This is a genomic window from Roseivirga sp. (genome assembly GCF_034669765.1).
In the GTDB taxonomy this organism is placed as follows: Bacteria; Bacteroidota; Bacteroidia; order Cytophagales; family Cyclobacteriaceae; genus Roseivirga.
The window spans coordinates 38927-64675 of the sequence record NZ_JAXMOQ010000002.1 but is presented as its reverse complement, the minus strand read 5'-3'; the positions used below and the strand labels follow the sequence as shown (position 1 = coordinate 64675).

14 protein-coding genes are annotated in these 25749 nt (G+C 40.6%); 5 read left to right on the top strand and 9 right to left on the bottom strand.

What is annotated here, in order from left to right:
- Positions 1 to 85 precede the first annotated feature (85 nt).
- Positions 86 to 1972: a YfbK domain-containing protein gene (locus VOI17_RS03320; RefSeq protein WP_323755819.1), complete on the bottom strand. Its 1887-nt coding sequence runs from the start codon at positions 1970 to 1972 to the stop codon at positions 86 to 88.
- A gap of 95 nt (positions 1973 to 2067) precedes the next feature.
- Between VOI17_RS03320 and VOI17_RS03315 the strand changes: the two genes are divergently transcribed.
- Positions 2068 to 2655, top strand: coding sequence for a sigma-70 family RNA polymerase sigma factor (locus VOI17_RS03315; protein ID WP_323755818.1), 588 nt, complete (start codon positions 2068 to 2070; stop codon positions 2653 to 2655).
- Complete coding sequence (locus VOI17_RS03310; RefSeq protein WP_323755817.1) at positions 2639 to 3961, top strand: TonB family protein; 1323 nt, start codon at positions 2639 to 2641, stop codon at positions 3959 to 3961. The genes VOI17_RS03315 and VOI17_RS03310 overlap by 17 nt, the downstream gene beginning before the upstream one ends.
- Here the strand turns inward: VOI17_RS03310 and VOI17_RS03305 are convergent.
- Complete coding sequence (locus VOI17_RS03305; protein WP_323755816.1) at positions 3958 to 4902, bottom strand: hypothetical protein; 945 nt, start codon at positions 4900 to 4902, stop codon at positions 3958 to 3960. The genes VOI17_RS03310 and VOI17_RS03305 overlap by 4 nt on opposite strands.
- A gap of 181 nt (positions 4903 to 5083) precedes the next feature.
- On the opposite strand from VOI17_RS03305, the gene VOI17_RS03300 reads away from it, so the two are divergent.
- Together VOI17_RS03300 and VOI17_RS03295 are read left to right on the top strand one after the other, a co-directional pair.
- Entirely contained in the window at positions 5084 to 8194 is a 3111-nt protein-coding gene (locus VOI17_RS03300; protein ID WP_323755815.1) for a VPS10 domain-containing protein, read from the top strand.
- A gap of 10 nt (positions 8195 to 8204) precedes the next feature.
- The gene (locus VOI17_RS03295) at positions 8205 to 9677 is read left to right on the top strand and encodes a S10 family peptidase (RefSeq protein ID WP_323755814.1); all 1473 of its coding nucleotides are present in this window, start codon (positions 8205 to 8207) and stop codon (positions 9675 to 9677) included.
- 115 nt (positions 9678 to 9792) lie between these two features.
- Here VOI17_RS03295 and VOI17_RS03290 read toward each other — a convergent pair whose 3' ends face one another.
- Entirely contained in the window at positions 9793 to 10389 is a 597-nt protein-coding gene (locus VOI17_RS03290) for a hypothetical protein (RefSeq protein WP_323755813.1), read from the bottom strand.
- A 109-nt stretch (positions 10390 to 10498) separates the two neighbouring features.
- Here VOI17_RS03290 and VOI17_RS03285 point away from each other — a divergent pair, with 109 nt between their 5' ends.
- Complete coding sequence (locus VOI17_RS03285) at positions 10499 to 10981, top strand: GNAT family N-acetyltransferase (RefSeq protein ID WP_323755812.1); 483 nt, start codon at positions 10499 to 10501, stop codon at positions 10979 to 10981.
- Between the two features lie 73 nt (positions 10982 to 11054).
- On the opposite strand, the gene VOI17_RS03280 is transcribed toward VOI17_RS03285, so the two are convergent.
- The 6 genes from VOI17_RS03280 to VOI17_RS03255 form a co-directional block, all read right to left on the bottom strand.
- Positions 11055 to 12128 carry a phytase gene (locus VOI17_RS03280; RefSeq protein WP_323755811.1) on the bottom strand — a complete coding sequence of 358 codons (1074 nt, stop codon included), beginning with the start codon at positions 12126 to 12128 and terminating at the stop codon, positions 11055 to 11057.
- A 109-nt stretch (positions 12129 to 12237) separates the two neighbouring features.
- Positions 12238 to 15009, bottom strand: a complete 2772-nt coding sequence (locus VOI17_RS03275) for a TonB-dependent receptor (RefSeq protein ID WP_323755810.1) — start codon at positions 15007 to 15009, stop codon at positions 12238 to 12240.
- A gap of 335 nt (positions 15010 to 15344) precedes the next feature.
- Positions 15345 to 17705 carry an ABC transporter permease gene (locus VOI17_RS03270; protein ID WP_323755809.1) on the bottom strand — a complete coding sequence of 787 codons (2361 nt, stop codon included), beginning with the start codon at positions 17703 to 17705 and terminating at the stop codon, positions 15345 to 15347.
- A gap of 74 nt (positions 17706 to 17779) precedes the next feature.
- Positions 17780 to 19162 carry a thioredoxin-like domain-containing protein gene (locus VOI17_RS03265; RefSeq protein WP_323755808.1) on the bottom strand — a complete coding sequence of 461 codons (1383 nt, stop codon included), beginning with the start codon at positions 19160 to 19162 and terminating at the stop codon, positions 17780 to 17782.
- Between the two features lie 568 nt (positions 19163 to 19730).
- Positions 19731 to 22568 (bottom strand): PD-(D/E)XK nuclease family protein, encoded by a 2838-nt coding sequence (locus VOI17_RS03260; protein WP_323755807.1) that lies wholly within the window; start codon positions 22566 to 22568, stop codon positions 19731 to 19733.
- On the bottom strand, positions 22565 to 25705 hold the full coding sequence (locus tag VOI17_RS03255; protein WP_323755806.1) for a UvrD-helicase domain-containing protein: 3141 nt from the start codon (positions 25703 to 25705) through the stop codon (positions 22565 to 22567). The genes VOI17_RS03260 and VOI17_RS03255 overlap by 4 nt, the downstream gene beginning before the upstream one ends.
- Between the last annotated feature and the right edge of the window lie 44 nt (positions 25706 to 25749).

Below are 25749 nucleotides of genomic sequence, written 5' to 3'. Positions count from 1 at the left end.
TCATTAATCAAGAATCAAAAAGACCTCTCAGGTTTTGAAAACCTGAGAGGTCTTTGCTTGGTGAAACCTTTTAGCGATAGACTATTTAGAACAACAGCCCAGCCATCTCCACCAGCCTGAGGAATTCTGCACGGTAGCCTTCTTGGTCTATGCCTTTTGCTTCTTTGGCCAAACTGATGACCGCATTGAAAGTCAGGTTGTTTTTGTATTCTGAATCGCGAAGCATCATTCCGAAACCAGCTACTGCAGCCGACCAACGGAAGTTTTCAGAACTGTCGCTCAATTTTACTGACTCATTTCTAATCACTTGCTGTAACAAAACACTAGTGTCTCCATCAGGCTTTTTGTATCGAAGTTTCACCGTCATCAAGTCTGTTGTATTTCCTGTGGTTTTCTTCACTTCGGTATTCTGATATTTCAAGTCGTCCAATGGCTTGAACTGGCTGTTCACCCCTACTGGAATGATTTCATATAAAGCCGTAACGGTATGACCAGCACCTAATTCGCCCGCATCTTTTTTATCGTTGTTGAAATCTTCGTCATTCAGCTTTCTGTTTTCATAACCAATCAAACGATAAGCTTGTACGGTAGCAGGGTTAAACTCTACTTGAATCTTCACATCCTTGGCAATGGTGAAAAGCGTTCCGCCAAACTCATTTACCAATACTTTCTTAGCTTCTAAAATATTATCGATATAGGCATGGTTTCCATTTCCTTTGTCGGCCAAAAGCTCCATTTTAGAGTCTTTGTAATTGCCCATTCCGTAGCCCAAAACGGTTAAGAAAACACCTTCATTACGCTTTTCTTCAATCAAGTCTTCCATTGCTTTATTACTAGAAGCACCTACATTGAAATCACCATCGGTAGCCAAAATCACTCTGTTATTTCCTTCTTTCATAAAATTCTGCTTTGCGATTTTGTAAGCCAATTCAATACCAGCACCGCCAGCCGTTGAGCCACCAGCATTCAATTTATCCAAGGCTTCAATAATCTTGTTTTTCTCTTTACCCGAAGTAGAAGGCAGCACCTCTCCAGCTGCGCCCGCATAGACTACTATGGCCACATAATCTTCATCACGCATTTGGTTGACCAAAAGCTTCAATGATTTTTTGAGCAAAGGCAATTTATTATCCGCGCCCATAGAACCCGATACATCGACCAAGAAAACAAGGTTGGCAGGAGGTAATTTATTTACTTCAATCTTCTCGCCTTGAATACCAATATGAACGAGTTTGTGTTGGATATTCCATGGCGCATCGGATACTTCATGCTGTACTGCAAATGGATGTTTTCCTTTTGGCCCTTCATAGTCATAATTAAAGTAATTGATCATTTCTTCAATTTTCACAGCATCCTTCGGAGGCATTTTTCCATCATTAATAAACCTGCGCACATTGCTATATGAAGCCGCATCTACATCAATGGAAAAAGTGGAAAAAGGGTTCTTCCATGGCGTATTGAAGCCACTTTCCTTTATTTCAGCATAATCTTCTTGACTTAATTCTTTTGGGTACTGGTAAGCCGTAGAGAAATTATTCTGGGGCTGCATGTACATTTGGGAAGAGATATCAATATTCATTTCTTCTTGGTTTGCAATGGCTCCAATCCATATTTTCCTTGTCTGCTCCGCTTCCATTTGTCCGGTTACAATAATTTCCCCCATTTCCTGAGCATCTACTTGAAGGCTAACATTGATTTCCGAATGCTTCCCTACTTTCACTTCTTGGGTAATGTAGCCTAGGTATCTAAAAATCAATACCGTTTCGTTGTTGGGTACGGTAACGCTGTACTTGCCATTGGCATCCGTAGAAACGCCTTGGGTAGTCCCCTTAATCAATACAGACACTTGAGATAGCGGAAGATTATTATCGGCACTTTTCACAATGCCGGTTACCTCTTTTTGAAAATCTTTGGCTTGGCCGTTATGGAAAATCCCCATCAACAGCATCATTACAATTATTAAATTCTTCATGGCTAAAAGGTTTATGTAAAAATTTCTTTAACCTTGAGATGCACGGTTTTTGAAGATTCCATAAAAGCAGAGAAAAATAATTCATTTATAATCCGTTGTTCTCAAAAAAACGAACTGATATCGCCCAAAAAACTGACCTAGAACTGATTTTCGCTTATCAAGAAAATCAGGACAATAGGTGGCTTGGTGAGCTGTATAAGCGATACATGAGCTTGGTGTATGGGGTTTGTTTGAAATATTTGAAAGACCGCTATGCTGCCCAAGACATGGTGATGCAGGTTTTTGAGAAATTACTTTCGCAGCTGCAAAACCAAAAAGTAGAAAATTTTAAAAGTTGGCTATACGTGCTCACTAAAAATGAGTGCTTAATGCTCCTCAGAAAACAGAAGTCGCAAGGGCATTCTGTAGAAAATGGAGAAGCCGTTATGGAAATTGCCTTGGCAGTGCATCATGACACCGAAGCGAATGCATTGGAAAGTGATTTGACCAAATTGGAAGACTGTATTGGCCAACTGAATGAGGAACAAAAAGTCTGCGTGCAGTTCTTCTATATTGAAAAGAAGAGTTACCTAGAGGTGGTAGCACTGACGGGTTTTGATTTGAAGAAAGTAAAAAGCTACATTCAGAACGGACGTAGAAATTTAAAAATATGTGTAGAAAACCTTCGTGAACAAGAAGCATAACCATATTGAACAATTGACCCCAGCAGTACTGGAAGCCTATAAAAAAGGGCTTTTGAATGCTGAGCAACAACATCAAGTTGAAAAACTGATGCTGGAAGACCCTTTCTATGCCGATGCATTAGAAGGCTGGGAATACATTACCGAAACCGACCTAAACGCAGACTTAGCCAAACTTGAAAACCGTTTAGACCAACGACTGGCAGAAAAGAGTAGCATTAGCTTTTGGACAACTACCAGAAGATTGGCTGCTACTTTATTGATTCTAATGACTGCTTCCTTTGTCTTTTTCTGGTTACAGAATAAGGATGAAGTACCTGAGAAATTCACTGCGGAAAAAGAAGTCGAAACTGAGGCAAGGCCAACCACAGACAGTCTTGAGTTGATTAACCCAGACCAATTAGAAAAGCCAAGACTAACCGCTTCAAATACCGATACCAAGCCAAAAACGATGACGCTCTCCCCCATTGCCAATGAAGAAGAATTGGCGGAGGTGGTAGTTGATATGAGTTTAGAAGCAGAACCAGAAAAAGCCGATTTAAAAGCCCTTTCAGAAGCGAAAGAAAGCAATGCCGTAACATTAAAAACAGAAGAGGCTACAAAAATGAAAGCTGCCAAAACAGCGGTCGAAGAAAAGTCCGAAACTGAAATGGCCAGAACGATGGATGTTCAAAGCTTGCTGCAAGGCCGAGTAGCTGGAATTCAAGTTAGTCAGCCCAATATTACTCTGACAGTAATAGATGCCAGTGATCTTTCCCCCTTGCCTCAAGTGTCCGTTTTAATTAAAAATACTATCCAAGGCACCGCCACGAATATTCAAGGTAAAGCAGAAATCCCTGTCGATACCTCTGCGACTTACATGGTTCGCTATTTGGGTTATATTAGTCAAGAATTTAAGATAAGCGACCTTTCCAAAATAAATGACACCATTAGAATGGAGGCTGATGCCACGGATCTGGCTGAAATTATTGCTACCAGTCCGGCCCAAGAAAATCAACAAAGACCGCTAGTGCGTGCCAATCAAAAAGCAGCGCCTGCAATGGGAATGGCCGATTACAGAAAATACTTAGAAGAGAATGTCATCTATCCTGAAAATGACTCAAAAACCAGAGGTACGGTTCGAGTAGAGTTTACTATTAATGCAGATGGTTCTTTAAGCAATTTCGAAATCAAGGAAAGCTTAGGTACAGCTTTGGATGAAGAAGCCATCAGGTTGATCAAAGAAGGGCCAGTATGGACAGCGGCAACTGATGAAAATGGAGCTTCGAAAGCTTCGACTGAAACTATTCGGGTGGTTTTTAAGCCTTAAAGCGAATCCCAAAGCTTTCTGGGCGGCACCATAAAGATGGAAAAGCGCAAATAGCTTGAGTCTTTAATATCATACTCGCTTATTGCATTCTTAATTCTATTTCCGGGGTTTACGGTAAAGTATGTCAGGTTATGTACATAGCCTACATCTACCCCCAACCAAAGCCAATCGTGTATTTCCTGCTCTAGTTTAAGTTTAAAGTATACATCGGCTCGTTGTAAAGTGATTAAATGCGCTTCATTTTCTAGGGCATCAGTAAGGTTAAAGCGCCAATTAACCAGTTCGGTTTGAAAAATAAAGTAGGTGCTTTCACTCGAATGATGCCTCAGATTAATTGAGTTGGGCAAAATGGCTTCGAATAACATTTTATCTGAAAGCTGTTTTTTGTAAGTGAAGGTTGGATAGACATTCAATAAACCCAAGGCGTAATTTACAACACCGCCATAGCCAATAATGGTACTTTCATTCAGCTGTTTGCTGTATTCGCCCATCGCTAAGAATCGATTTGAAAATTGATTTATGCCCCAAGTATCGCTAGCCAATTCAGTTAAGACAATGAGAGTGAATTTCTTCTCCTTTGAAATATTCCTTTGGTATAGAAAATTGAGACCAGCATTATACAGACTATTGTTATTCAAAAAATCGAATAACTCACCTTGCTGCCCAGCTTCCAGGCCATAGGATTGTCTGTAATATTTAAATTGAAACGCAAAAAGCGTTTTTTCCTTTAGAATCACTGGAACACCCAAGCGCACTCGCAGTAAGTTATCCTTTTCAATACTTGAAATAGAGTTGTTCTCACCTGAGGGCTTTTCATAAGACTTATAATTGGAAAGATATTCTGTACTGAATTCAACTACTTTAGGTCGGTAAGTAAGAATGTCTTGCGCATTTACACTGACAATACAGAATAGAAAAAGGGAAGAAAGTAGTAATCGCATTAAAAGCTTAAGTCTAAGGTTGGAACCGACCAAGTTTCCGTTTTCATTCAACCCGTAAGTAAGAGAAAAGTTATGAATATTTACTTACCGTCAATCCCTGCTCACCGCTCTTAAAAAATCAATCTTACCGCTTGAAACCTTTCCTTATCTTGAGCTTCAATATCAACCCAAATACTTAACTATGAAACGACTCCTATCCTTATCAGGACTGTTAATCATCCTATTCTCTTCCCAACTTATGGGGCAAATCAAGTCAGAAACCTATACTGACTTAGCCCTAAGACACATTGGCCCAGCCAATATGAGTGGAAGAATAGTCGATTTAGCCGTACAAGAAAGCGACCCATATATTTTCTACGCAGCCACTTCTACTGGTGGAATATGGAAAACAACCAACAATGGCGTCACCTTTACGCCAGTTTTTGAAAATGAAGCGACTCACTCAATGGGAGCCATTGCTTTAAACCAAAACAACCCAAACATTATCTGGGCTGGAACTGGAGAGCGTGCCAGCCGTCAAAGCTCCTCTTGGGGCGATGGTGTTTATAAATCTACTGATGCAGGTAAAACCTGGACCAATGTAGGTTTAAAAGATTCTCACCATATCGGTAGAATTGCCTTACATCCTACAAACCCCGACATTGCCTATGTAGCGGCAATGGGGCATCTATGGGGGCCGAATAACGAAAGAGGCCTTTACAAAACCACTGATGGTGGCAAAACTTGGGAACGCATTATTTATGTAAATGATGACACAGGAGTTGTAGATGTGGCCATGGATCCAAGCAACCCGAACATTCTATTTGCAGCGACTTACCAAAGAAGAAGAAGACCCTACGGTTTTGATGGTGGTGGACCCGGAAGTGGTTTACACAAGTCTACCGATGGAGGTAAAACATGGAAAAAACTAACAAGCGGTTTACCAGCAGGTGAATATGGCCGTATTGGTATTTCCATTTATGGAAAAAACTCAAATATTGTTTACGCTTCCGTGGAGCAAGGTTTTCAGTACAATGCTTCCACAGCTTACAACGAGCGCAGGGCTGGTTTATACCGTTCTGACGATAAAGGAGAAACTTGGGCATTTATGAGCGATTGGAATCCAAGACCAATGTATGCTTCTCAGCCTTATGTAGACCCGAATGACGATAAGCGTATTTACATGCAAAATCAGTTCAGCTATTCTACGGACAGCGGAAAAACCTTTACGGCTCCACGTCAGTCGCTGCATGGTGATGATAGAATTGTTTGGGTAAACCCTAATGACTCTCGCCATGTGATCAAAGGTGATGATGGTGGAATTGGTATTTCTTACGACCAAACCAAAACTTGGCTTTTCCTCACCAATTTACCTGTTAGTCAGTTCTACAGAATTGCAGTGGATAATGCCGAGCCTTATAATATTTATGGTGGTCTGCAAGACAACGGTAGCTGGGTAGGTCCAAATGCAACTTATAATAGTGGTGGAATCCTTAATTCTGATTGGAGAAGAACAGGTGGTGGAGATGGTTTCTTGAGTTTACCACACCACACCCAAGAAGGCGTTATGTATGGTGAATCTCAATATTTAGGTCTTTTCAAGCTAGACTTAAACACTGGTCAAAGAAAATCGATCAGACCGGGTGACCCGAAAGGCGCTATTGGAGCTAGAAGAAACTGGGATTTCTGGGGACCAGGTTTACCTGAGCCAGATTTGGAGAACGCAATGGCACCAGCCAACTGGGACGGCCCATTCTTCCTTTCGTACCATAACCCAAATACGATCTATGCAGGCACCAACGTACTTTGGAAAAGTACTGATGGCGGAAACTCTTGGGAATCTTTAGGTGATTTAACCACCAAAGTAAACCGTAGAGATTTAGAAATCATGGGAAGAAGAGCTACAGAAAACACAGCTTCCTTAGATGATGGAATTCCATACTACCCTACCCTTACCGCGGTGGCAGAAGATCGCTTTACCCAAGGTTTATTATATGCAGGAACAGATGATGGCTTGCTTCAAGTTTCAAGTGACGATGGCCAAAACTGGACAGATGTTACTTCAAAACTGAGTGGCTTACCAAAAGAAACCTGGATCAATACCATCGAAGTTTCTAGCCACAATGCAGGAACAGCTTATGTCGCCATTAACAATTACAGAAATAACGACTTCAAAAACTACGTATATAAAACTGTAGATGGCGGTAAAAACTGGACTTCAATTACAGGTAACCTACCAGCCGATCGTGTAGCCAGAACTTTAAGAGAAGACCCTAAAAACCCAAGCTTACTTTACTTAGGAACTGAATTAGGTCTTTTCATTAGTAATAACGGTGGCAAAAACTGGGTTGAATTGAAAAACAATATGCCAACATTGCCTTTCAATGATTTGGTGATTCACCCTAGAGATAATGATTTGGTTTTGGCCACGCACGGACGAGGTGTTTGGATTTTGGACAATATCAACGCCATTCAAGAACTCACTACTTCGGTAGCTAACCAAGATGCAGCACTATTCAGTATTGGAAAAGGTGTGATGATTAATTACACTAGTGATGGAGCCCATGTAGGTGACATGTACTTCAGAGGTGAAAACCCAGTTCGCGGAGCAATCATTGATTACTACTTAAAAACGCCTGTAAAAGAGGAAGAAATTTCATTGACCATTCACGACACTCAAGGCAATCTAATCAGGACATTGTCTCCTAGCACAGCCGCTGGTATTCAGCGTGAAACTTGGGATATGAACTACGAAAGCTTTGCTCCTGCTTCTGCCGCAGCAAATACTGGCGGTGGGGGCCGTAGAGGTGGCTTTGGCTTAAACGGACCAAAAGTAATCCCTGGTAATTATGTAGCCAAGTTGACCGTTAAAGGCACCACTTATACCCAAACTTTCATGGTAGAAGATGACCCAAGGTTGAATGTCGATATCGCTGAAAGAAAAGCATGGACAGCCAAATTGATGGAGATTGGAGAGTTCTCTTTGAAGGCTACAGAGGCCATGGGCGATCTTGCATTATTGCAAAGACACCTAAGTCAATTAGACAGAAATAAGGTAAAGTATGATGAGGCTGCTGCCAAAGAAATCAGAAATGTAGCTGGATTATATTCTGAACTAATAAGCCGAATAAGAGGCGTTTATTCTGGTGCTTCTGGCTGGATTGGCCCAATCACTGGTGACCAGCAAGCGCAGTTCGATTACTTACAAGAAATGCTGATCAAGTTAGAGCCGCAGAAAAAGGCAGTAATGAATGATGCTGTCAAAAAGCTGAACAAAGGCTTAAGCAAAGAAAACAAATACTCAGGCCAATAATTTATAGCGTATGAAAATCAAAGTTCTAATAGCGCTTCTGGCCATTTCCATTTCTGGAATGGCCCAGAGCCGCAAAATTGATGTAGAATCCAAAGTGGTGACCACGCATGAGGTCACCATCAAAGGAAAGCGTGTACCCTACTCTGCTACTGTTGGAACACAACCCGTATGGGATGATAATGGAGATCCGATTGCGACCTTGTTCTACACCTATTACGAGCGAACTGATGTCAAAGACAAAGACAGTCGTCCATTGGTGATTTCGTTCAATGGTGGCCCTGGTTCTGCTTCTGTTTGGATGCACTTGGCTTATACTGGCCCTCGTATTCTAAAAATAGACGATGAAGGTTACCCTGTTCAGCCTTATGGTGTGAAGGATAACCCGAACTCGATTTTAGATGTAGCGGATATTATTTTCGTGAACCCAGTAAACACTGGCTATTCTAGAATCACAGATCCGAAAGCAAGTAAATCGACTTTCTTTGGGGTGAGACAAGACATCGCCTATTTATCTGAATGGGTAAACACTTTTGTAACACGTGCCAACCGTTGGAGTTCACCCAAGTATCTAATTGGTGAAAGCTACGGAACTACGCGTGTTGCTGGAATGGCCTACGAGCTTCAGAACAATCAGTGGATGTACCTGAACGGTGTTATTTTAGTGTCACCTACTGATATGGGTATAGAGAGAAGTGGCCCAGTTGAAGTAGCCAATCGTCTGCCATATTTTGCTGCTACAGCTTGGTACCATAAACAACTTCCTTCTGATTTGCAAAGCAAAGATTTGTTAGAAGTGCTGGATGAAGTTGAAAGTTACGCCATTAACAAATTCATCCCCGTAATGGCCAAAGGCGCATGGGCTACGGAATCTGAAAAAAATGAAGCGATCAAAATGTTTGCGCGTTATTCTGGTTTAGAGGAAGAAATCATCAGACAGCATAACCTTGATGTACCATATAACTTCTTCTGGAAAGATTTACTTCGTCATGAAGGTCATACCGTTGGTCGTTTAGATTCGCGCTATAAGGGTATTGATAGAATGGACGCAGGTATGGGGCCAGATTTTAATGCTGAGCTCACTTCTTGGCTACATTCATTTACACCAGCCATCAATCAATATTTCATGAATGAGTTGGGCTACAAAACTGACATCAAATACAACATGTTTGGCCCAGTAAATCCTTGGGATCGTTCAGGTGATAACTCTGCCGAGAGTCTGCGCAAAGCATTGGCCATGAATCCTTACTTAAAAGTAATGACGCAAAGTGGCTACTACGATGGCGCTACAACCTACTTTAATGCCAAGTACAACATGTGGCAGACCGACCCAAGTGGTAAACTAAAAGACAGAATGAGTTTCAAAGGTTACCGCAGTGGCCATATGATGTATTTAAGGGCTGAGGATTTAGCCAAATCGAATGAGGACATCAGAGAGTTTATCAAAAACTCAATACCACCAGCAGGAACGCCAGCGAAGTATTAATTGAATTTAAATCTTTATTGAAAGGGCGGATAATCATTATTCGCCCTTTTTTATTTTCTCTGAGTAGAATAGACAAGCATTGAATATGTCTGATATTAGCATTATTAAGCCATAATTATTTATTAATCCTCCCATTCATAAAATCTACTTTGGGGTTAATTGGGTTACCAGCCATTCTCCTCAGCGTTACTACCTGACCTATGTGCCACAGGGCATCTTCCAGCGGGCCATTTAGTCCATTCCAAAAAGGTAATTTTTGTCCGTTTCCACCTGCAAATTGCGACACCAAATTGTAACGCTCAAAATCTTCATCGTTACTCATTTTAAGTAAGGCACTAGCGGTTTGAATAAAAGATAACACCTTACTTCTTTTCTCTATAAAAGTTAGGTCTTTGGTTTCAATTGGAAAGGTAGTGGGTTGCTCCATTACCGCATTAGTGAACATTAACACCAAAGTATAGATGTGGTCAACGGTCTCTCCAATAGTTCTCGACTCCTCTCCTGCTTTAAAGTTTAAGTTGTCTACGTTAAGCCCTTCTGTAGCCCAATAAAATCTAAAACCAAGCCCGTCAGACATGCGCCCCATCAAAGTACCTGAAGTGTAAGCCTTCGCGAAAGGTGGCATTTCTCTGAAAGGAAGGTCTTGGGCATTAGTTATGCCCACAAACGACAATAAGAAAAGGATAAAGAAAATGGTTTTACGACTGTTCATAATTCAGTATTATTCAATAATATGGCTAAGATAAGAAGAATGAATAGCCATTACTTTTCCTGGGCAAATAAGTGAATATTCAATTCCACTTTTTTACCTTTCCCGTCATATGCAAGTCATTCAAACCAAACAGTTATCAGCGCAGCAAAAAGAAAGGGTAATGGACTTGTGGAATGCTGAATACCCAGCTTCGCTGAGTTACAATGATATTTCCGAGTTTGATAAATTTCTTGCCAATATTGATCAGCTGAGACATTACATGCTTTGTCATCAGTATGAAACAATTATCGGCTGGCTTTCTGTTTTTATCCGAAATGAAGAAACCTGGTTTTCAGTTATCCTAGATAGTGCTTTTCAAAAACAGGGATTTGGAAAACAGCTACTCAACTTAGCCAAACAAGACTTTGAAATTCTTAATGGTTGGGTGATAGATAATGACACCAGTAAAAAATCAGACGGCTCATTATATACCATGCCCTTGCCCTTCTATCTGAAAAACGGTTTCAATGTGCTCAGTGCTGTTCGTTTAGAAACCGAAAAGCTTTCAGCCGTGAAAATCAGGTGGAAGCGTACAGTTCCAGCAGTTGTTTAAAAGTTAAAAAGTCTAGACGCTACACTTTTGGCAGGCCTAGACTTTTAAATTGATAGAATTCGGTTTTTAGTGATTACTTTTTCAACAGGTCACCTAGAATATCCTCCACTCGGTAATATTGGAAAGTGCGGTTATCCGACATCGCTACAAAGATTCCGTGTTTGAAAGTATCATTAAAAGCCACATTGCTAATTTCAGAACCATCACTTTCGTTGGTAGAAACTTTGATGGTTTTCAATAATTCATGCTGATGTGGATTATCTACAGTGCCTTCTCTTGAAAAGATCTGAAATTGATTTGCCTGCTGATCTGACACCAGAATAAATCCTTTACCATTACCAGCATCATAAATGGAAATACCTTCGTTATCGTCTAAAAAGATAGATTTCCCGAACAAGGCCAATTCTTTATTCCCCATTTCAGGATCTGCGTAGTATTTCTTCACCCCTACATTTTCGTCTGAATAGTAAACAAAGCCCAACTCGTTATCTACAGCAATGGCTTCGATTTCCTTCACGGCACTAAAGTATCCGAATTTCCTCACCAAAGTAGCTTTCACAGTTCCTTCATCAGTTCCTTCCAATAAATATTGCCATAAGTAAGTACCATCAACTGGTCCATTTTTCCTGCCCATAATTGCAAAAATTGCACCATCTATTGGCCTTTTATAAAGGGCTACTCCCATCAAATCTCTGAATTCAGCTGCCTCCTCACCTTCAAAAACAGGAATTCCACCATTGTCAATCGCTTTCATTTCAGGCAAAGCAAAGACTCGCATATTGTGTGTGAATCTTTCTCCGGTAACCGCAATATCAACAGTGTCGCCAGCTACGACTAAACCATATTCGATGTCTACGTTATTAGGCCTCTTCAAGCCTCGAACGGTCCTTTCTTCAATCACTTTCCCATTCAGATCGAAGGCATATAAAGCACCATCCACATCCTTATCGGTACCAATAATCATGCTTTGAGCAGGATCAGTAGGATTAACCCATATGGCAGGATCATCTGTATCGTGAAGGGTTGCTTCTGTAGTTACTATTGGCTTAATGGCATCTATTCCCAAAGCCGTTTTCTCTTTTGTGCCTCCACAAGACACCGCAATAGCGGCAACCCCAAGGGCAATACTTAGTGTTAATTTCTTCATATAAAAAAATAAAAGGAAGTGGTTAGCTGCTGTTAGTCGAGAAACCAGTAAACCCTGACCGCGAAGCATCAGGGTTACCAGTTCAAATCAAACCACTTTCCCTGACTTATTAATTGTTAAATAAATCGAATTTCACACCAGCATTGAACCTAACATTGTAGTATTCAGCTTGCATAGTTCTTGAGCTAATGCCTTGATAATAACGCAACGGCTGATTTGTTAAGTTTTTCACTTCAAAGAAGAATCTCCAATTTTTACTGAAAGCATATGATCCATTTACGTCTACGAAAGTCTGCTTGTCATAGTATCTATCTTCAAAACTCTCTCCACCAAGCTCATCAATATAATCGCTAGCAAAGTTTAGTGAAGCTCTTAAGACTAACTTCTCGGTCTCATAAGAAAGAGAAGCATTGAACATATTATTGGCAGTGCCAGGAAGTTCCAAATCGTCAGCTTCTCTACCTTGAATACCTGTTGTATTAGAGCCAGTGTAGGTATAGTTCAAATACAATCCTAAGCCTTTCCAAATTTGTCTTTGGAAGGAAACTTCAAGACCATAAATCTCTGCTGTACCACCATTTTTTGAGGTAGTGAATTGCAAATCATTGCCATATACTGGGTCGTTATAGCCTTCTACCCTTTGCGGGTAAATGAAGTTATCTAGGTTCTTATAAAACACACCACCTGAAACGATACCAATGTTATCGAAATAGTTTTCGTACATCAGGTCAAAGTTCATAGCAGTTGTCGCTTTCAACTCTGGATTACCTTTTTCTAGTTCCTCGTCTTCGGCACTGAACTGCACATAAGGAACAAGATCATAATAATTTGGTCTGGCAATGGTATTGGTAAAAGCAAACCTTAAGATTGAAAAGTCAGAGAAATTGTAGTTCAAATGAACACCTGGCATAAAGTTAGTATAGCTCTGAGAATCCTCAACTTCGCCAAGTTCTTCTTCCTCATCAATATCGAATACATAACCTTTGTAGTCAATGCTTGTAGACTCTAACCTCAAACCAAAAATGGCAGAAAATTCATCAGTTAACTGAATATCCGACATGGCATAAGCCGCATAAATATTTTCAGTAGCACTGTAATTACCGGCCAAATATTCTTCCAAAATATCTTCAGAAGCAAAAGCCCCAGAATTCAAATTAAGGCCTCCTAAAAACTGTGGGGTTCCGAATATCCCTGATCTAAATTGACTTCCAGGTAAGAAACCAGCGTCAGAATAATCACTATTTGGTATATCACCAATAGTGGCTCCAAAAGCGTTTTCGTCATTTGGCTCGTAAGCAAAGAAGTTATTATCTCTCTCTTTTTTCTTGATTCTTGCTCTACCTCCAAACTTCAAAATACCATTTTGAGATATAGGAAGGGCAAAATCTAGCTTTCCATTGATATCCCTGTCGAAAGTATATCCATACTGTTCTGAAATCTCATTGAAACCGATTCCTGCATTATCAGCAGGATTTGCCAATACAGCAAGCGGGAATTCTGGATTACTCAAATCAACATTTACACTCTGTCCGCTAGACCTGTAGCTCAAATATCTTTCGTTAGGCCTTTCTTCAGATGCTTTTGCATAAGTAGCAGACCAAGTCACTTTTAGTCTGTCCAATTGGTGTTCGCCTTTCAAAGACAAGTTTCTGTTTCTTTGGTCTTCAAGTCTACGATTATCCACCCTGTCACTCCCAATTCCTCCTTTGGTTTGGAACTCTACTCTAGCGGCAGAAACATTATACTTATTGTTCCCCAGGCTAGTGAAATCACCGTCATTGAATGCATCTTCCATTTGGCTTACGCGCATTCTAAAGCGATTTTCCCAATCGTCTCTCCAGTTGTATGTTCCAGAAAGGAAGATCTTATTGTTTTTATCGATTTGGTAATCCAAAGCAAGGTTAGCACTTCTTCTTACCCTTTGTACCCTGTATTCTCTAATATCAAACTCATCAATATAGGCATTGCCATCATCACCTTTTACCCAAACCGCTTCAATATCATCTGAGCCAAAGTTATGGTTGTTGTAAGAAGCGGAAAAAACTGCCCCTAATTTCCCATTGGCAAAACGATCTGCAGCAATCAATGATCCTGTCCAGATGGCTTTGTCAGAAAGGAAGTTGTAACCAGAAGCCAAAGTACCAGAAATTCTTTGTCCTGTAGGTTCAGAACGGGTAACTAAATTAATAGAACCGCCAATCGCATCAGCATCCATATTTGGCAATACTGCTTTGTTTACCTGAATGGTTTGAATCATATCAGAAGGAATTAAATCCAACTGAACATTTCTGTTATCGCCTTCAGCTGAAGGAATACGCTCACCATTTAGAGTTACCGAATTCAATTGTGGGGCAAGACCTCTAATAATAATGTTTCTGGCTTCACCTTGGTCGTTCTGAATGGTAATACCTGGGATTCTCTTTAGTGCATCTCCAATATTAGCATCAGGGAAACGACCTACTTGATCAGCAGACACTACGTTGGTAATGTTGGCGTTGGTTCGCTGCTGATTCAATGCTTTGGCCTGACCTTTCAGTCTGTCTCCAATTACCATAACCTCACCCGCTTGAGTATAACCAGGTTCCATGGTAACATTACTAAGGGTAGTTTGGCCTGCTACCACAGTAATTACTTGTTCTATTTTTTTATAACCCACATAAGAAACCGTTACGTTATGGTCTCCTTCTGGTATTTCAATTAAGGTATAGTTTCCGTTAACATCCGTAACTCCCCCTTTATTGATGGTTGGAATAAAAACTGTAGCTCCAGGTAGTCCTAAGCCGATTTCGTCAGTCACCTTACCACTAATAATTCCGTTTTGCGCTACGGCAACACTGGAAATTAAGAGTGCTAGTACGAGTGTGTGTAAAAGTCTTTTCATAGATAGATTAGGTTAAAAATTTGCTGTGCCAAATCTGACCATTGCAGAAAAACTAGTCGTTTCGAAATGATTAAGAAAAAGGCAAGAGAGTCCGCTCTAGTGTTAAGAATTTAAGAGCATCGCATGGCTAGAAGCACTAAACAAGCTATGGATTGAAGGAATATTAAGGATATATGAGGCCTGATTTACAGAAGAGTTAAGCCAACATTACCTATTTGTTAGTAGATTAATATTCTGGCATATGTGCTTACTCGATTGACCTGCACAGGTCATTTAAGTAAACAAGTTACCCTCGATTAAAAGAACAATATAAACCTCGGATAGTCAACTCGTTCTTAATCCTGTCGTAGCGCCTCAACAGGATTGATTTTACTGGCCTTTACTCCAGGATAAATCAATGCAAGTGCAGCAAGTGAGGCCATCAGAATTACAGTAAGGGCTACATGTTCTGCGCCAAGTGTGACTCTATATTGGTAGCCTGACAGCCATTCTCCTGAAAAATAAAAAGACAGGGGGACAGAAATCAAAACTGAGGCAAGACAAACCCAAGCAATTGGTTTTCCTATTTGTGCTAAAATTTGCTGCATTCCGGCTCCTATTGCTTTTCTTATGCCAATTTCTTTGCGCTTCTGATCAGCATAAAAGTAAGTCAAGCCAAAAATGCCCATGGCCGAAACGAACACTAAAAGTAAAGTAGCCCATTGATAGAATGCTCCCTTCTGATAATCCTGTCGATAAGCATTGTCAATGGATTCTTCCACAAGGTTATAAGTCAGCAGATAGCCTGGGAAAAACTGATCCCATTTCTTCTCCAATGCTGTAGTCAATTGATCATCGTTAGATTCTGTTCTTAAAGTGAGGTTGAAGTAGCCTCCAAGTTCATTGGTCAAGAGCACCATGGGCTCTATCATATCGTGCATAGTCGCATAATGGTAATCAGCTACCACTCCACTGATGGTATACTCCATGGTGGTGTCGCGCATGGAATACATCATTTTTTGGCCAACCACCTCATCATTGGATGAAAAACCCAGTGCTTTGACGGCCTTTTCGTTCAGTAATAATTTTCTTCCGTTCTCAACAACATTCTCCCCTACCAAAACCAGCATTTCATTGGTTTCTACAAAATCGGCATCTATGAGGTTTACGTTAAGCAAGTGATTCTCAACTGCGGTATCTTTTCTAATGGAGAAGTTGGCTTTACTTTGCCACCCAAAAATTGGAGCGGTTGAAAGACTCGCTTTCTTTACTCCTGCAATTCCTTCAAAAGCTGTTTTAATTGTTCTTGCTTGGTCATAACCAGAAACTTGGTTTAGCGTAATCGTCATCAGGTCATCTTGCTCGTAGCCTAAATCTATGGTTTCCATGTAAGTCAACTGATCTGAGATTACGCTCGCACTGAAAATAAAGAAGCCCGCTAAAGTAAATTGTAACCCAATCAAGAATGTACGAACACTACTTTGGCCTTTGGTTTTATAATTTGAAACAACAGAATGGCTGTTCCAACGACTCATTAACAATGAAGCTCCCGCGGTAATCATCCAGAAAATCAAAAATAATCCTCCCATCAACCACCATAAGTTGTCAGCCGAGAACCAGCCATTGGCCAAGGTTAGGTTTGTATATTGCTCTAACTCATTTAAAGCCACTGAAATCATTACACCGCTCAATGCAAAGGCAGGCAAAAGCACAATCATCGATTCATAAGCTTGTTGTTTGATTTTCGAAGCCCATGTAATTCCCAATACCTGCTTGATAGAAAGCTCTTTTGATCTTTGAATGACCAAGGCTGTTTGCATATTGAAGAAATTAATCAGTGTTGAGATGATAATAAAAATGGCCAATACAGCTATAACCCAAAGCGTATTCTTATCATGCTTTTGCCCTATATCAAACTCCAATCCTCGATGGTAATGCATACCAGAATAGACTTCAGCCTCATGTACTACAATATCAAGCAGGTCTCCTATGTTTTCCTTATAGAATTCATTGAGTTTCTCATTGAGTTCTTCAACATCAATTCTTCCATTGGTTACCAAAAAAGTATTCAATCCAGGCACAATGGAGCCATAGTTCTTATTGCTCAAAGGTTCAATAATTTGAAAATCGGCTAAGATGTTTGGGCGGAAAGAAACATTGGTAGGATAATCCTTAAAAACTCCTACAACAGTCAACCCCTTCGAGCCATAAATTCCTTGAGAAGAAATTACTTGATTGATGGGGTCAGTAGTACCAAATAACCTTTCGCTGGTACTTTCATTGATCAAAATATCACTTTGTTCTTTGGGAAATTGCCCAGCAACCAGCTCGGTGGTAAAAGCGCTATAATAACCAGAATCTACAAAAGCAGCGTTTTCATTACTGAAAATCTTATCTCCCAAAGTCAATGATAAGGTCTGATAACGCAGTCTCACCCGGTCTGTGATTTCAGGAATTACTTCTGATAAATTATCACCGCTCATTACAGATGTGGAAGCAAAATGTCGTTTCCCATCTCGCATATTCAAACCTGTCGATAACCTGTAAATTTCGTCACTTCGTTGATGATAGCCATCATAGGAAACATCATGAAGTAAAATTGAGAAGAGCAAAATCGCCCCTGTAAGACCTACAGTAAAGCCTAAAAAATTGATTAAGCTGGGAATTTTGAATCGCGATACGGACCGAAGAGCAAAACGAAAGTGAGTAGACATCATAGCAATCTGATTTGAAACTAAAGTATTAGGTTTAAATCAAAAAACCAACTATTTAATTAGTTTATACAGAAGTCTCAGTTAGTTAGACTCTTTAGATAGTCAGAAATTTGAGAGACACTGATTCTCTTAAGTACAATTCGCTTCTCCTTATCGAGCAAATAAAGTGTTGGAAAAGACTGAACGTTATAATCGCGCTCCGCATTCAGCAAATCACCAATATTCATCAAGTTTACCCAGTTTGACTTAGTCTTCTCCATCAGGACTCCTTTCCAAGCAGGTTTATCTCCTTCAGCAAAAACAGTGACCACATTAAATGAAGGTAATACGGATTGATCCAATTTAGATAGTTCTTCCAACGTCTTTTCGCAAGGAATACAATCGGTTTGCATAAAGGCAAGGATCGTCCAGTCCGCTGATTGTGCATAAAGTGACTGGTTTGCTCCATTTACATCTGGCAGTTCAAAATTGACCGCTAGTCTGCCACAGAGGTTATTTCTTAAGTTATCGGCACTAGTTTTCAACTTCGACAGTCCTTCTTCATCCATCCAAACTGCCTTTCCATTCAAGTAGTAAGTGTCAATTAAATGCAAATAGACTTCGTCTTGACAAATCACATTGCTCTTAGCAAACTTATTCAACAGGGTAATCAAGGTGTATTTAAAGTACTCATCATTGGCACTAGTCTCTTTCAATATGTAATCGGCAGCCACAATCAATGAATCAGGTTGCGGTACCGTCAATTGATCTATATAAGCCATCATCTTTGGATGAAAGACTGGCGAATAAAGGATTTCACTTGTAGAGAAATGAATATTATCGAAGTAATGCTTTCGGTAATCATAAAAGGTGTAAGCCGAAATTTCATCTTCTGATAAGCCAGCTGGGGCTTCTTTTGGCTCATATTCAATAGAGGACGCAATCAATTGCGCTAAATAACTCTCTGGGTATTTCTCAATAAACTCTTCCCTTTTTTCTTTTCCCTTTTGCTCCATATCCATTTGGACAGTCGCTCTTTGGGCATCGCTTAGTTCAGTATTGGCCTCTAGTTTTTGAAAATCCATTTGCCTCTGATTATTATACTTTAGGTATTCATAAAGCTTTGCATTTTCTTCAGACGCGATCACTTCCATTGCTCCAATAACATCGTCTTTATTCGTTTTCATTATCACCCTAGGCTCTTTGGCAACGAACTCAAAGTAGTTGTTATCTGGAAACACAAGCATACACAAACCAACATGAAGCGTGTCGATTTTAAAGGTTACCAAACCACCTTCTTGAGAAAGTACCTCTTGTTTGATGTATTGTTTTTCACCTAAATAGTAAGCCAAACGCATATTTTCACCGGCAGGCAAACCCTCTATGGTAAAGCTATAGTCTGTATTGTAAATCTCTTGGGCTGAAGTTTTAGATGGAATTCCGAGTACTAATACCAGAATGAGGAGTTTCAAAATACGCATGCGGAAAGATAATTGATTTTAGGTTTTGAAGGGAATTGAAATGGAGATAATGTGGGTCACTCCTACGGAGTTCAACGGTTATTTCTGTTTGCAAGCCTACAAACAGGTCGTCCCGCTGGGACTTTTATTTCAAGCATACAGCAAGCCAAAACCTTAATTTAGCGACACTTAAAAAGCAGTCTTTCTCAACCTAACTTGTTTGCTGAATATCAAGTAAAACACAGGTCGCTCCTACGGAGCTTAGCGGTTAATTTATGTTTGTAAGTCTACAAACGGGTCGTCCCTCTGGGACTTTTATAGGGCGAAACAATCACGCACATCATAGCTAAATCAGGCTTTCTGAACCAGGCTTAGTTTAATGAATTTCATAGAAATGGGTCGTCTCGCTGGGCCTTTTATCAAAGACTTTAACAATTGGAGATCTATCTCCGGCCAAGCCCGCAAATAAGTTTAGTTAATCCAATTCGTCTTTTTGAATTTAATGAACCCCAGCGGGGTGAACTTTTGTAAAAACCTTGGCCATAAAATCAACAAGCCCCAGCGGGGCGACCTGTTTATATCTATACCATTAACATCCCCTTTTACACAATTGCTGAAACTCACAATACTCACAGCGCTTTAAATCATCGGTTTGAGCAAATGGAATTGCTGGATTGTAGATTTCGCGTACTAGGTTTTGAAGCTTTTCTTCAAACATAGCAATGGCCTCAGCGGGAATGGCTTGACCATCTCGAAGCCACTGCGTGCCTTCGCTCAACTTACGCATACTCGTAATCCCCACTTTTACAGGAAGGTCAAAATGACCTTTTGTGAGCACCGCATAGAGGTAGCCTTGGAAACCAGACTTGTATTTTGGGTCATCAAAATACTTGTCAATATAAGCCTCTGGATCTTTATTCATCAGCGCCTTGCCTACAAATTCTACCTTACCCGTTTTATAATCAGTAATGCGTAACTCGCCAGCCTTTTCATCCATTCGGTCTATCGTACCACTGACCCTGGCTTGGCCAATTCCATCAATGGCTACCAGCGTTTCAAATTCTTCTGCTTCCAAACCAATCACTTTAAAAGGAGCTTCTTGCGCATCTAAATCCAATACTTTTTGAATCATCTGCTCCATCACCTGCTTGGTCACCAAATCTCTACCCGACAGATGTTGGTTTTCTTGAATAATTTTGTTTCGTTCTAAAGAATCAATCAGCTGCTTTTCGACCAAGCCCTTTAGCAAACGGATTTGCTCCGCACCTATCTCCCTGTTCAGCCAAGGTTTGTATAAAAACTCCAACACCTCATGCACTACAATTCCAAGATTTCGCGCATCAATATCTTCATCCAAATCATCCAATTCTCTAAAGCTGGCTACATTTTTCAAGTAGAACTTTAGCGGACAGGTAATGTAATTGGTAAGGGAAGTGGGCGACAAGAACTTACTATCTTCTGTGCCCTGCAAAAAGCGACTCAGTAGTTTATTTACCTCAGGCCCTTTTGGAATCGAAATCTCATTCGAATTAATGGCTTTCGGAACAAGCCCTTCATACGATTTCTCTAGAATAGTATAATGATCAAGCTTCTTGTATCGCTTTAACTGTTGCAAAATGAAACGACTTCTCTCTCCTGTCGAATCGCCTTGCGTGGTGTTATCATAGACAAAATGAACCTCTTCTGCTCGCTGTAACAATCGCTTGAAGTGATAGGCATAAATGGCATCTTGCTCCTCGAAAGTAGGTAACTGGAACACCTTTCTTAAGCCATAAGGAATATAAGAATTGGAGTTTCTGGTGGTTGGAAGTTTTCCTTCGTTGGCCGAAACCACTATGATATGTTTGAAGTCCAAAGTTCTGGTTTCTAGAAAACCCATCACCTGCACCCCTTGCACTGGCTCACCCTCAAAAGGTATTTTCACCGCCCTAAAATGCTCTTGAATAATTTTCTTGATCAACCTTAAGGAGAAGGTTTCTTTCTGTCTTAGGTAGTCGTTCAGCTGGTTGAGCGACTTCAGGAAAAAATAGATAAACTCACGATCCGTCAGTCCGCTGTCTTTCTCTTTAAAATCATAGAATGCGGCTGTGAGGTAAGTTTTTAAGGCCAAAGCAACACCTTCCCATTCTTTACCCGCTTTGAGCAAGGCTTGCAACTGACTTGACTTCACTTTCTCAAGCAATTCGTTCAAGCCAATTTTGGTTTTCTTTTCCCGAACAAACCATTCGTTCAATTGTTGATAAATGCCTTCGTGAAAAAGCGCGGTGTAGGCATTAGAAAGGAAAGGTCGCAAATCGTAGGTATGGAAAACCAAACCCTGGTCGGTGGTTTGTGCCTTTCGCATCAACTCCAAATAGCTAAGCACAAAATCGAAAACGATGGTAGACCTCATTGGATACCCCATCGTTACGTTGACTTTATGGCCGTGCAGTGGCATGGCGTAAAGAAAGGGCACCAACAGCTTTTCATCGGCCAATACAATGGCAGTTTCTTCTGGCTTGGCACCTTGCTGAATGAGTTCTCCGGCCAACTTTGCAGCCAAATGCGCTTGCGCCATATTTTGCGGCACAGCATGCACATGTATCGTTTTGGGATCACTTAAAGAATCAGCATCGAACCAAATACTGTCGGGCCATTTGGTTCGGTATTCCCGCATAAAGTCGCCAGCCTCTTCTTTCTTCTCGACCATGAAGTAGTTATCCGTATCCCAATACAACTGGGCGCGCTTCGCTTTTACCAAAGCATCAAAAATCACTTCTTCCGATTTGGAAAGGGCATTGAAACCACAAAAATGATAATAATCGAAAGGATGCTCAAAGTGGTCTTGGCTCAGTACCGAAGCCAAATTGCGGTACAGCATCCCGCCATAAGCCTTTTCTTCTTTCAGTAATTCACCTTGAAAGTCTTCATACACCGCACCGACCTCTTTCCATATTTTCAAGAATTCGGTGAGTAGTTTCGTTTTGTCTTGCTTTTCCGTCAGGGTTCTGAAACGAGCAATGATCTCTCTGAATTCGTCATTATAACCGAAAACATGATCAATTTCTTTAATATTCTGTAAGTCGGAATAGATCTGTTTGGCATTGGCCAAGTAGCGATCTATCTCGTCATAATCTTTCAGAATCACTTTTCCCCAGGCATAGAAAGCATCAAATTCTAAATCCTTATCTCGCTTTTGGTAAATTTTAAAAAGGTGAAAAAGCAGCGTGAGTTCGTCAGTAATGGACAAGCCTGTCATGCGCTGGACAAAGTCTTCAATACTGAAAATGGTGGGCAGCATAAAATCATGATGACCGTATTTTTGAAGCAAAGCGCGCTTGAAGAAAACGCCTCCACGTTTGGTAGGAAACACAAAGCAATGGCCTTTCAACTGTTGCAAGTCGCTTTCCTGAATCTGGGCTACTATAAGATGGTGGAAGGTTTTCATGATAAAGCTACCTCCTTCACTATCACTGGTTCCACATAAATTAAATGACCAGAGACTAGCTCAAAACCAAGGGCTTTTATGGCGTTCATATAGCGTTTTACTTGTTCTTGATGGGCTGGGCTTTCCTTTTCCTTTTTATAGTCGATAATCACTGCCTCCTTGCCTTTAATCAGTAGCCGGTCGGGTTTATGGGCTTTGCCTTCGAACCAAATTTCTCTTTCATTAAAAACCTCATATTCATCCGAAAACCAGACACTGATTTTTGGGTCCTCAAAAAGCCTGAGGATTCGGTCCTTTACCAGGGCTATTGCATTATGATCCAACTCTCCAGCTTGTAAAAACTGCCTTAAGACCATTTCTAAATCTTCCTTTACCCGAATGGCAGACAATACTTCATGCACCTGATTTCCTAAGCTAATATTCTGCGCTTCTTCAGTTTCTTGCAGCATAAAAAATCGTTCCGAATCATTGCGGATCGTCAGCTGATTGAGGAAGGAAACTTGCGGATAAATGCTGATCGCTATTGAGGCACCTATCTCCTCTCCGCTTCCTATTTTCTGACCATCAGTACCCAAACTGAACTGCGTATAAGTTGATTCTTCTTGAGAAAGCAATCCAATTTCAGGAAGTAAATCCAATAAGAACTCATGGATTTTAGTACTTCCAATTCTCTTGGGTAATGGCGCTCCTAAATAGAGTTTCTCTCTAGGCCGAGTAAAAGCCACATAGGTTTTATTGAGAATATCTAGTGCACTTTCTGCCGCTTCGGTATAATAGTCATCTTGAAAATGAGATTTCAGCAATGTGCCCTTGCTGAAATCGAGCGGAATGTATTGAAGCGATTGGTATTGCTCAGGAATATTCTTCGTCCAAAACTGATGTGTGGTAGCATTCGGCAAAATATCCCAATTGGCAAAGGGAATAAAAACAATAGGCGATTCCAGCCCTTTAGATTTATGAATCGTCAGAATTCTTATGGCATTGGTTTTCTCACTTGTGGCTACCGTTTGATTATCTCCCTCCTTTTCCCACCACTCCAAAAAAGTATTGATGGAATTAGCACCTCTTTGCGATTGCTCAAGAATAACATCCAATAGCTGTTGCAGATACACATCCGATTTCTCTTCGATGTCGAACATGAGTAATAATTCGCTCACCAAATCAAAAAGTGCATACTGCTTGATTTCGTATTGTCTGGTCAGGAATTCTTGAGGGAAACCCGCTTCTTCCAAAGTCATTCGCTCTCCTTTTCCACGCAGCATTACAGCTTGCTCGGGAATGTCGTTCAACCTAAAGAAAAGACTGATGAGGTTAAGCATCAGCACTTCATCCTTGCCTGATTGTAAATAGCGAAGCAATTCCAGTACAAACAAAACGGATTCGCTTTGCTGAAGCTTGAGCGATTCACCATTGATGAAAGGGATTTTCTCAGTTAAAAAAGCAGTGGCGATATCTGAGATTTCCTTGTTACGATTCACCAAGATAAGCATATCGCTCAGTGAAAATCCCTTTTCTTGGTTCTCTCTAATTTGAATTAGAAGGTCATTTATGGACTGCGCCTGCCATTTTTCATCTTCGTCATCGGAAGAATAATAACGCATTTGCACATAGCCACCCTCTCCCCCTTGTATTTGTTGCTCGTGGTTTTCATAAGCTTGGGTGAACAAAGCTGTATCGTGCAAGACCTCGTTTTTACCGAAAGCTTCCGGCAGTTTTCCAAACAAGTTATTATTGAAGGTGACAATACTGCTTAAACTTCGCCAGTTATCATTCAACACTTTATCGGCTTCCTTGGGATAAAAAGCACCTAGCTCCTCCTTCACTTGAGAAAGCAGCAGACGCATATTCCCACCTCTGAAACGGTAAATAGATTGCTTTACGTCTCCTACAATCAATACTTCATTGTCTTCTGACAGGGCGTTAATGATCAAAGGTTTTAAGTTGCTCCACTGAAAATTGGAGGTATCCTGAAACTCATCGATCATGATATGCTTGTAGAAACTACCGAGCTTTTCGAAGATGAAAGGTGCATCGGCTTGTTCCAGAATGTCTTTGAGAATGATGTTAGTGTCCGAAATAAGCATCACATTGTGCTCATCGCGGTATTCTTTTAAATACTTATTCAGTTCTTCCAGCAAACCGAAAGCATAGACATTTTTCAGAATGGCTTTGGCTGTGTTGTAGTCAAATAATTTGTTTTCAATCAAGTCAAGTGCTTCCGTTCCCAACTGGTTCAGCAAGTTTTCTCCCAGTTCATTGGCCTGATCAAAGTTGGCACTCTTTTTTGCTCCCCATGGCATATCACCATTGAGTGTTTGTAAAAAGCGCTTTTTCTCATCAATATCCGTTTGAATTTTTAGCACGGCGTTAAATGCCGCCATGGCTCCACTTCCAGCATAATGAAAATCAGCTATTGCCAAACCGTTTTTCTCAAGAGCATCCAACGCCTGATTTCCAATTGACTTGTAGGCCGACTCAAAAGACTTGATGTCTGATCTGAGCGATTCAATGATAGCTTTCAGTTCATCGAAACTAAGATTTAGCCCACTAAAACCATCTTGAAAGGATTCTCTAAAGAGGTTACCGCCAAGCTTTTCGATCTGCTGATCTACGTTCCATGATTTATCACTTTCAATTTGCTCTTTGGCATATTGAGTAAGCCATTGCCGTACTTCTTTATTGTCGTCTAGGCTTTTAAAAAGCTCATTCATGGCTTCTTGCAAGGCCATGGAAGTATTCATTTCTACTTCATAACTGAGTGGCAAATCCAATTCCCTAGCAAAAGACTTAAGCACCCTAGAAAAGAAACTGTCGATGGTGGACACTTCAAAACGACCATAATTATGAATAATCAGGTCATAGGCTTCTTCTGCCCTTTGTTGAATGTTGAGTGGAGTGAGTTCTGCGGCCAGTTCGGTAACTAATATTTTGAACAACTGAGTTTCCTTCCCGGCTCCCATTTCTTCCAAAGCCTTGAGAATACGGGTTTTCATTTCCTCCGTAGCCTTGTTGGTGAAGGTAATGGCCAAGATATGTTTAAAGTCTTGTGGCCTTTTAATCAGCAACTTGACATATTCCTTTACGAGCGTAAAGGTTTTACCCGAACCTGCAGAAGATTTATAAACCGTTAATGCCAAAATAATAAGTTTTCAGTCCAATGCTGAAATTAAAGAAAGGCTTT

Coding starts and splice junctions, on each gene's coding strand:
- VOI17_RS03320 (WP_323755819.1), bottom strand. CDS start 1,972: ATGAAGAATTTAATAATTGTAATGATGCTGTTGATGGGGATTTTCCAT.
- VOI17_RS03305 (WP_323755816.1), bottom strand. CDS start 4,902: ATGCGATTACTACTTTCTTCCCTTTTTCTATTCTGTATTGTCAGTGTA.
- VOI17_RS03300 (WP_323755815.1), top strand. CDS start 5,084: ATGAAACGACTCCTATCCTTATCAGGACTGTTAATCATCCTATTCTCT.
- VOI17_RS03295 (WP_323755814.1), top strand. CDS start 8,205: ATGAAAATCAAAGTTCTAATAGCGCTTCTGGCCATTTCCATTTCTGGA.
- VOI17_RS03290 (WP_323755813.1), bottom strand. CDS start 10,389: ATGAACAGTCGTAAAACCATTTTCTTTATCCTTTTCTTATTGTCGTTT.
- VOI17_RS03285 (WP_323755812.1), top strand. CDS start 10,499: ATGCAAGTCATTCAAACCAAACAGTTATCAGCGCAGCAAAAAGAAAGG.
- VOI17_RS03280 (WP_323755811.1), bottom strand. CDS start 12,128: ATGAAGAAATTAACACTAAGTATTGCCCTTGGGGTTGCCGCTATTGCG.
- VOI17_RS03275 (WP_323755810.1), bottom strand. CDS start 15,009: ATGAAAAGACTTTTACACACACTCGTACTAGCACTCTTAATTTCCAGT.
- VOI17_RS03270 (WP_323755809.1), bottom strand. CDS start 17,705: ATGATGTCTACTCACTTTCGTTTTGCTCTTCGGTCCGTATCGCGATTC.
- VOI17_RS03265 (WP_323755808.1), bottom strand. CDS start 19,162: ATGCGTATTTTGAAACTCCTCATTCTGGTATTAGTACTCGGAATTCCA.
- VOI17_RS03260 (WP_323755807.1), bottom strand. CDS start 22,568: ATGAAAACCTTCCACCATCTTATAGTAGCCCAGATTCAGGAAAGCGAC.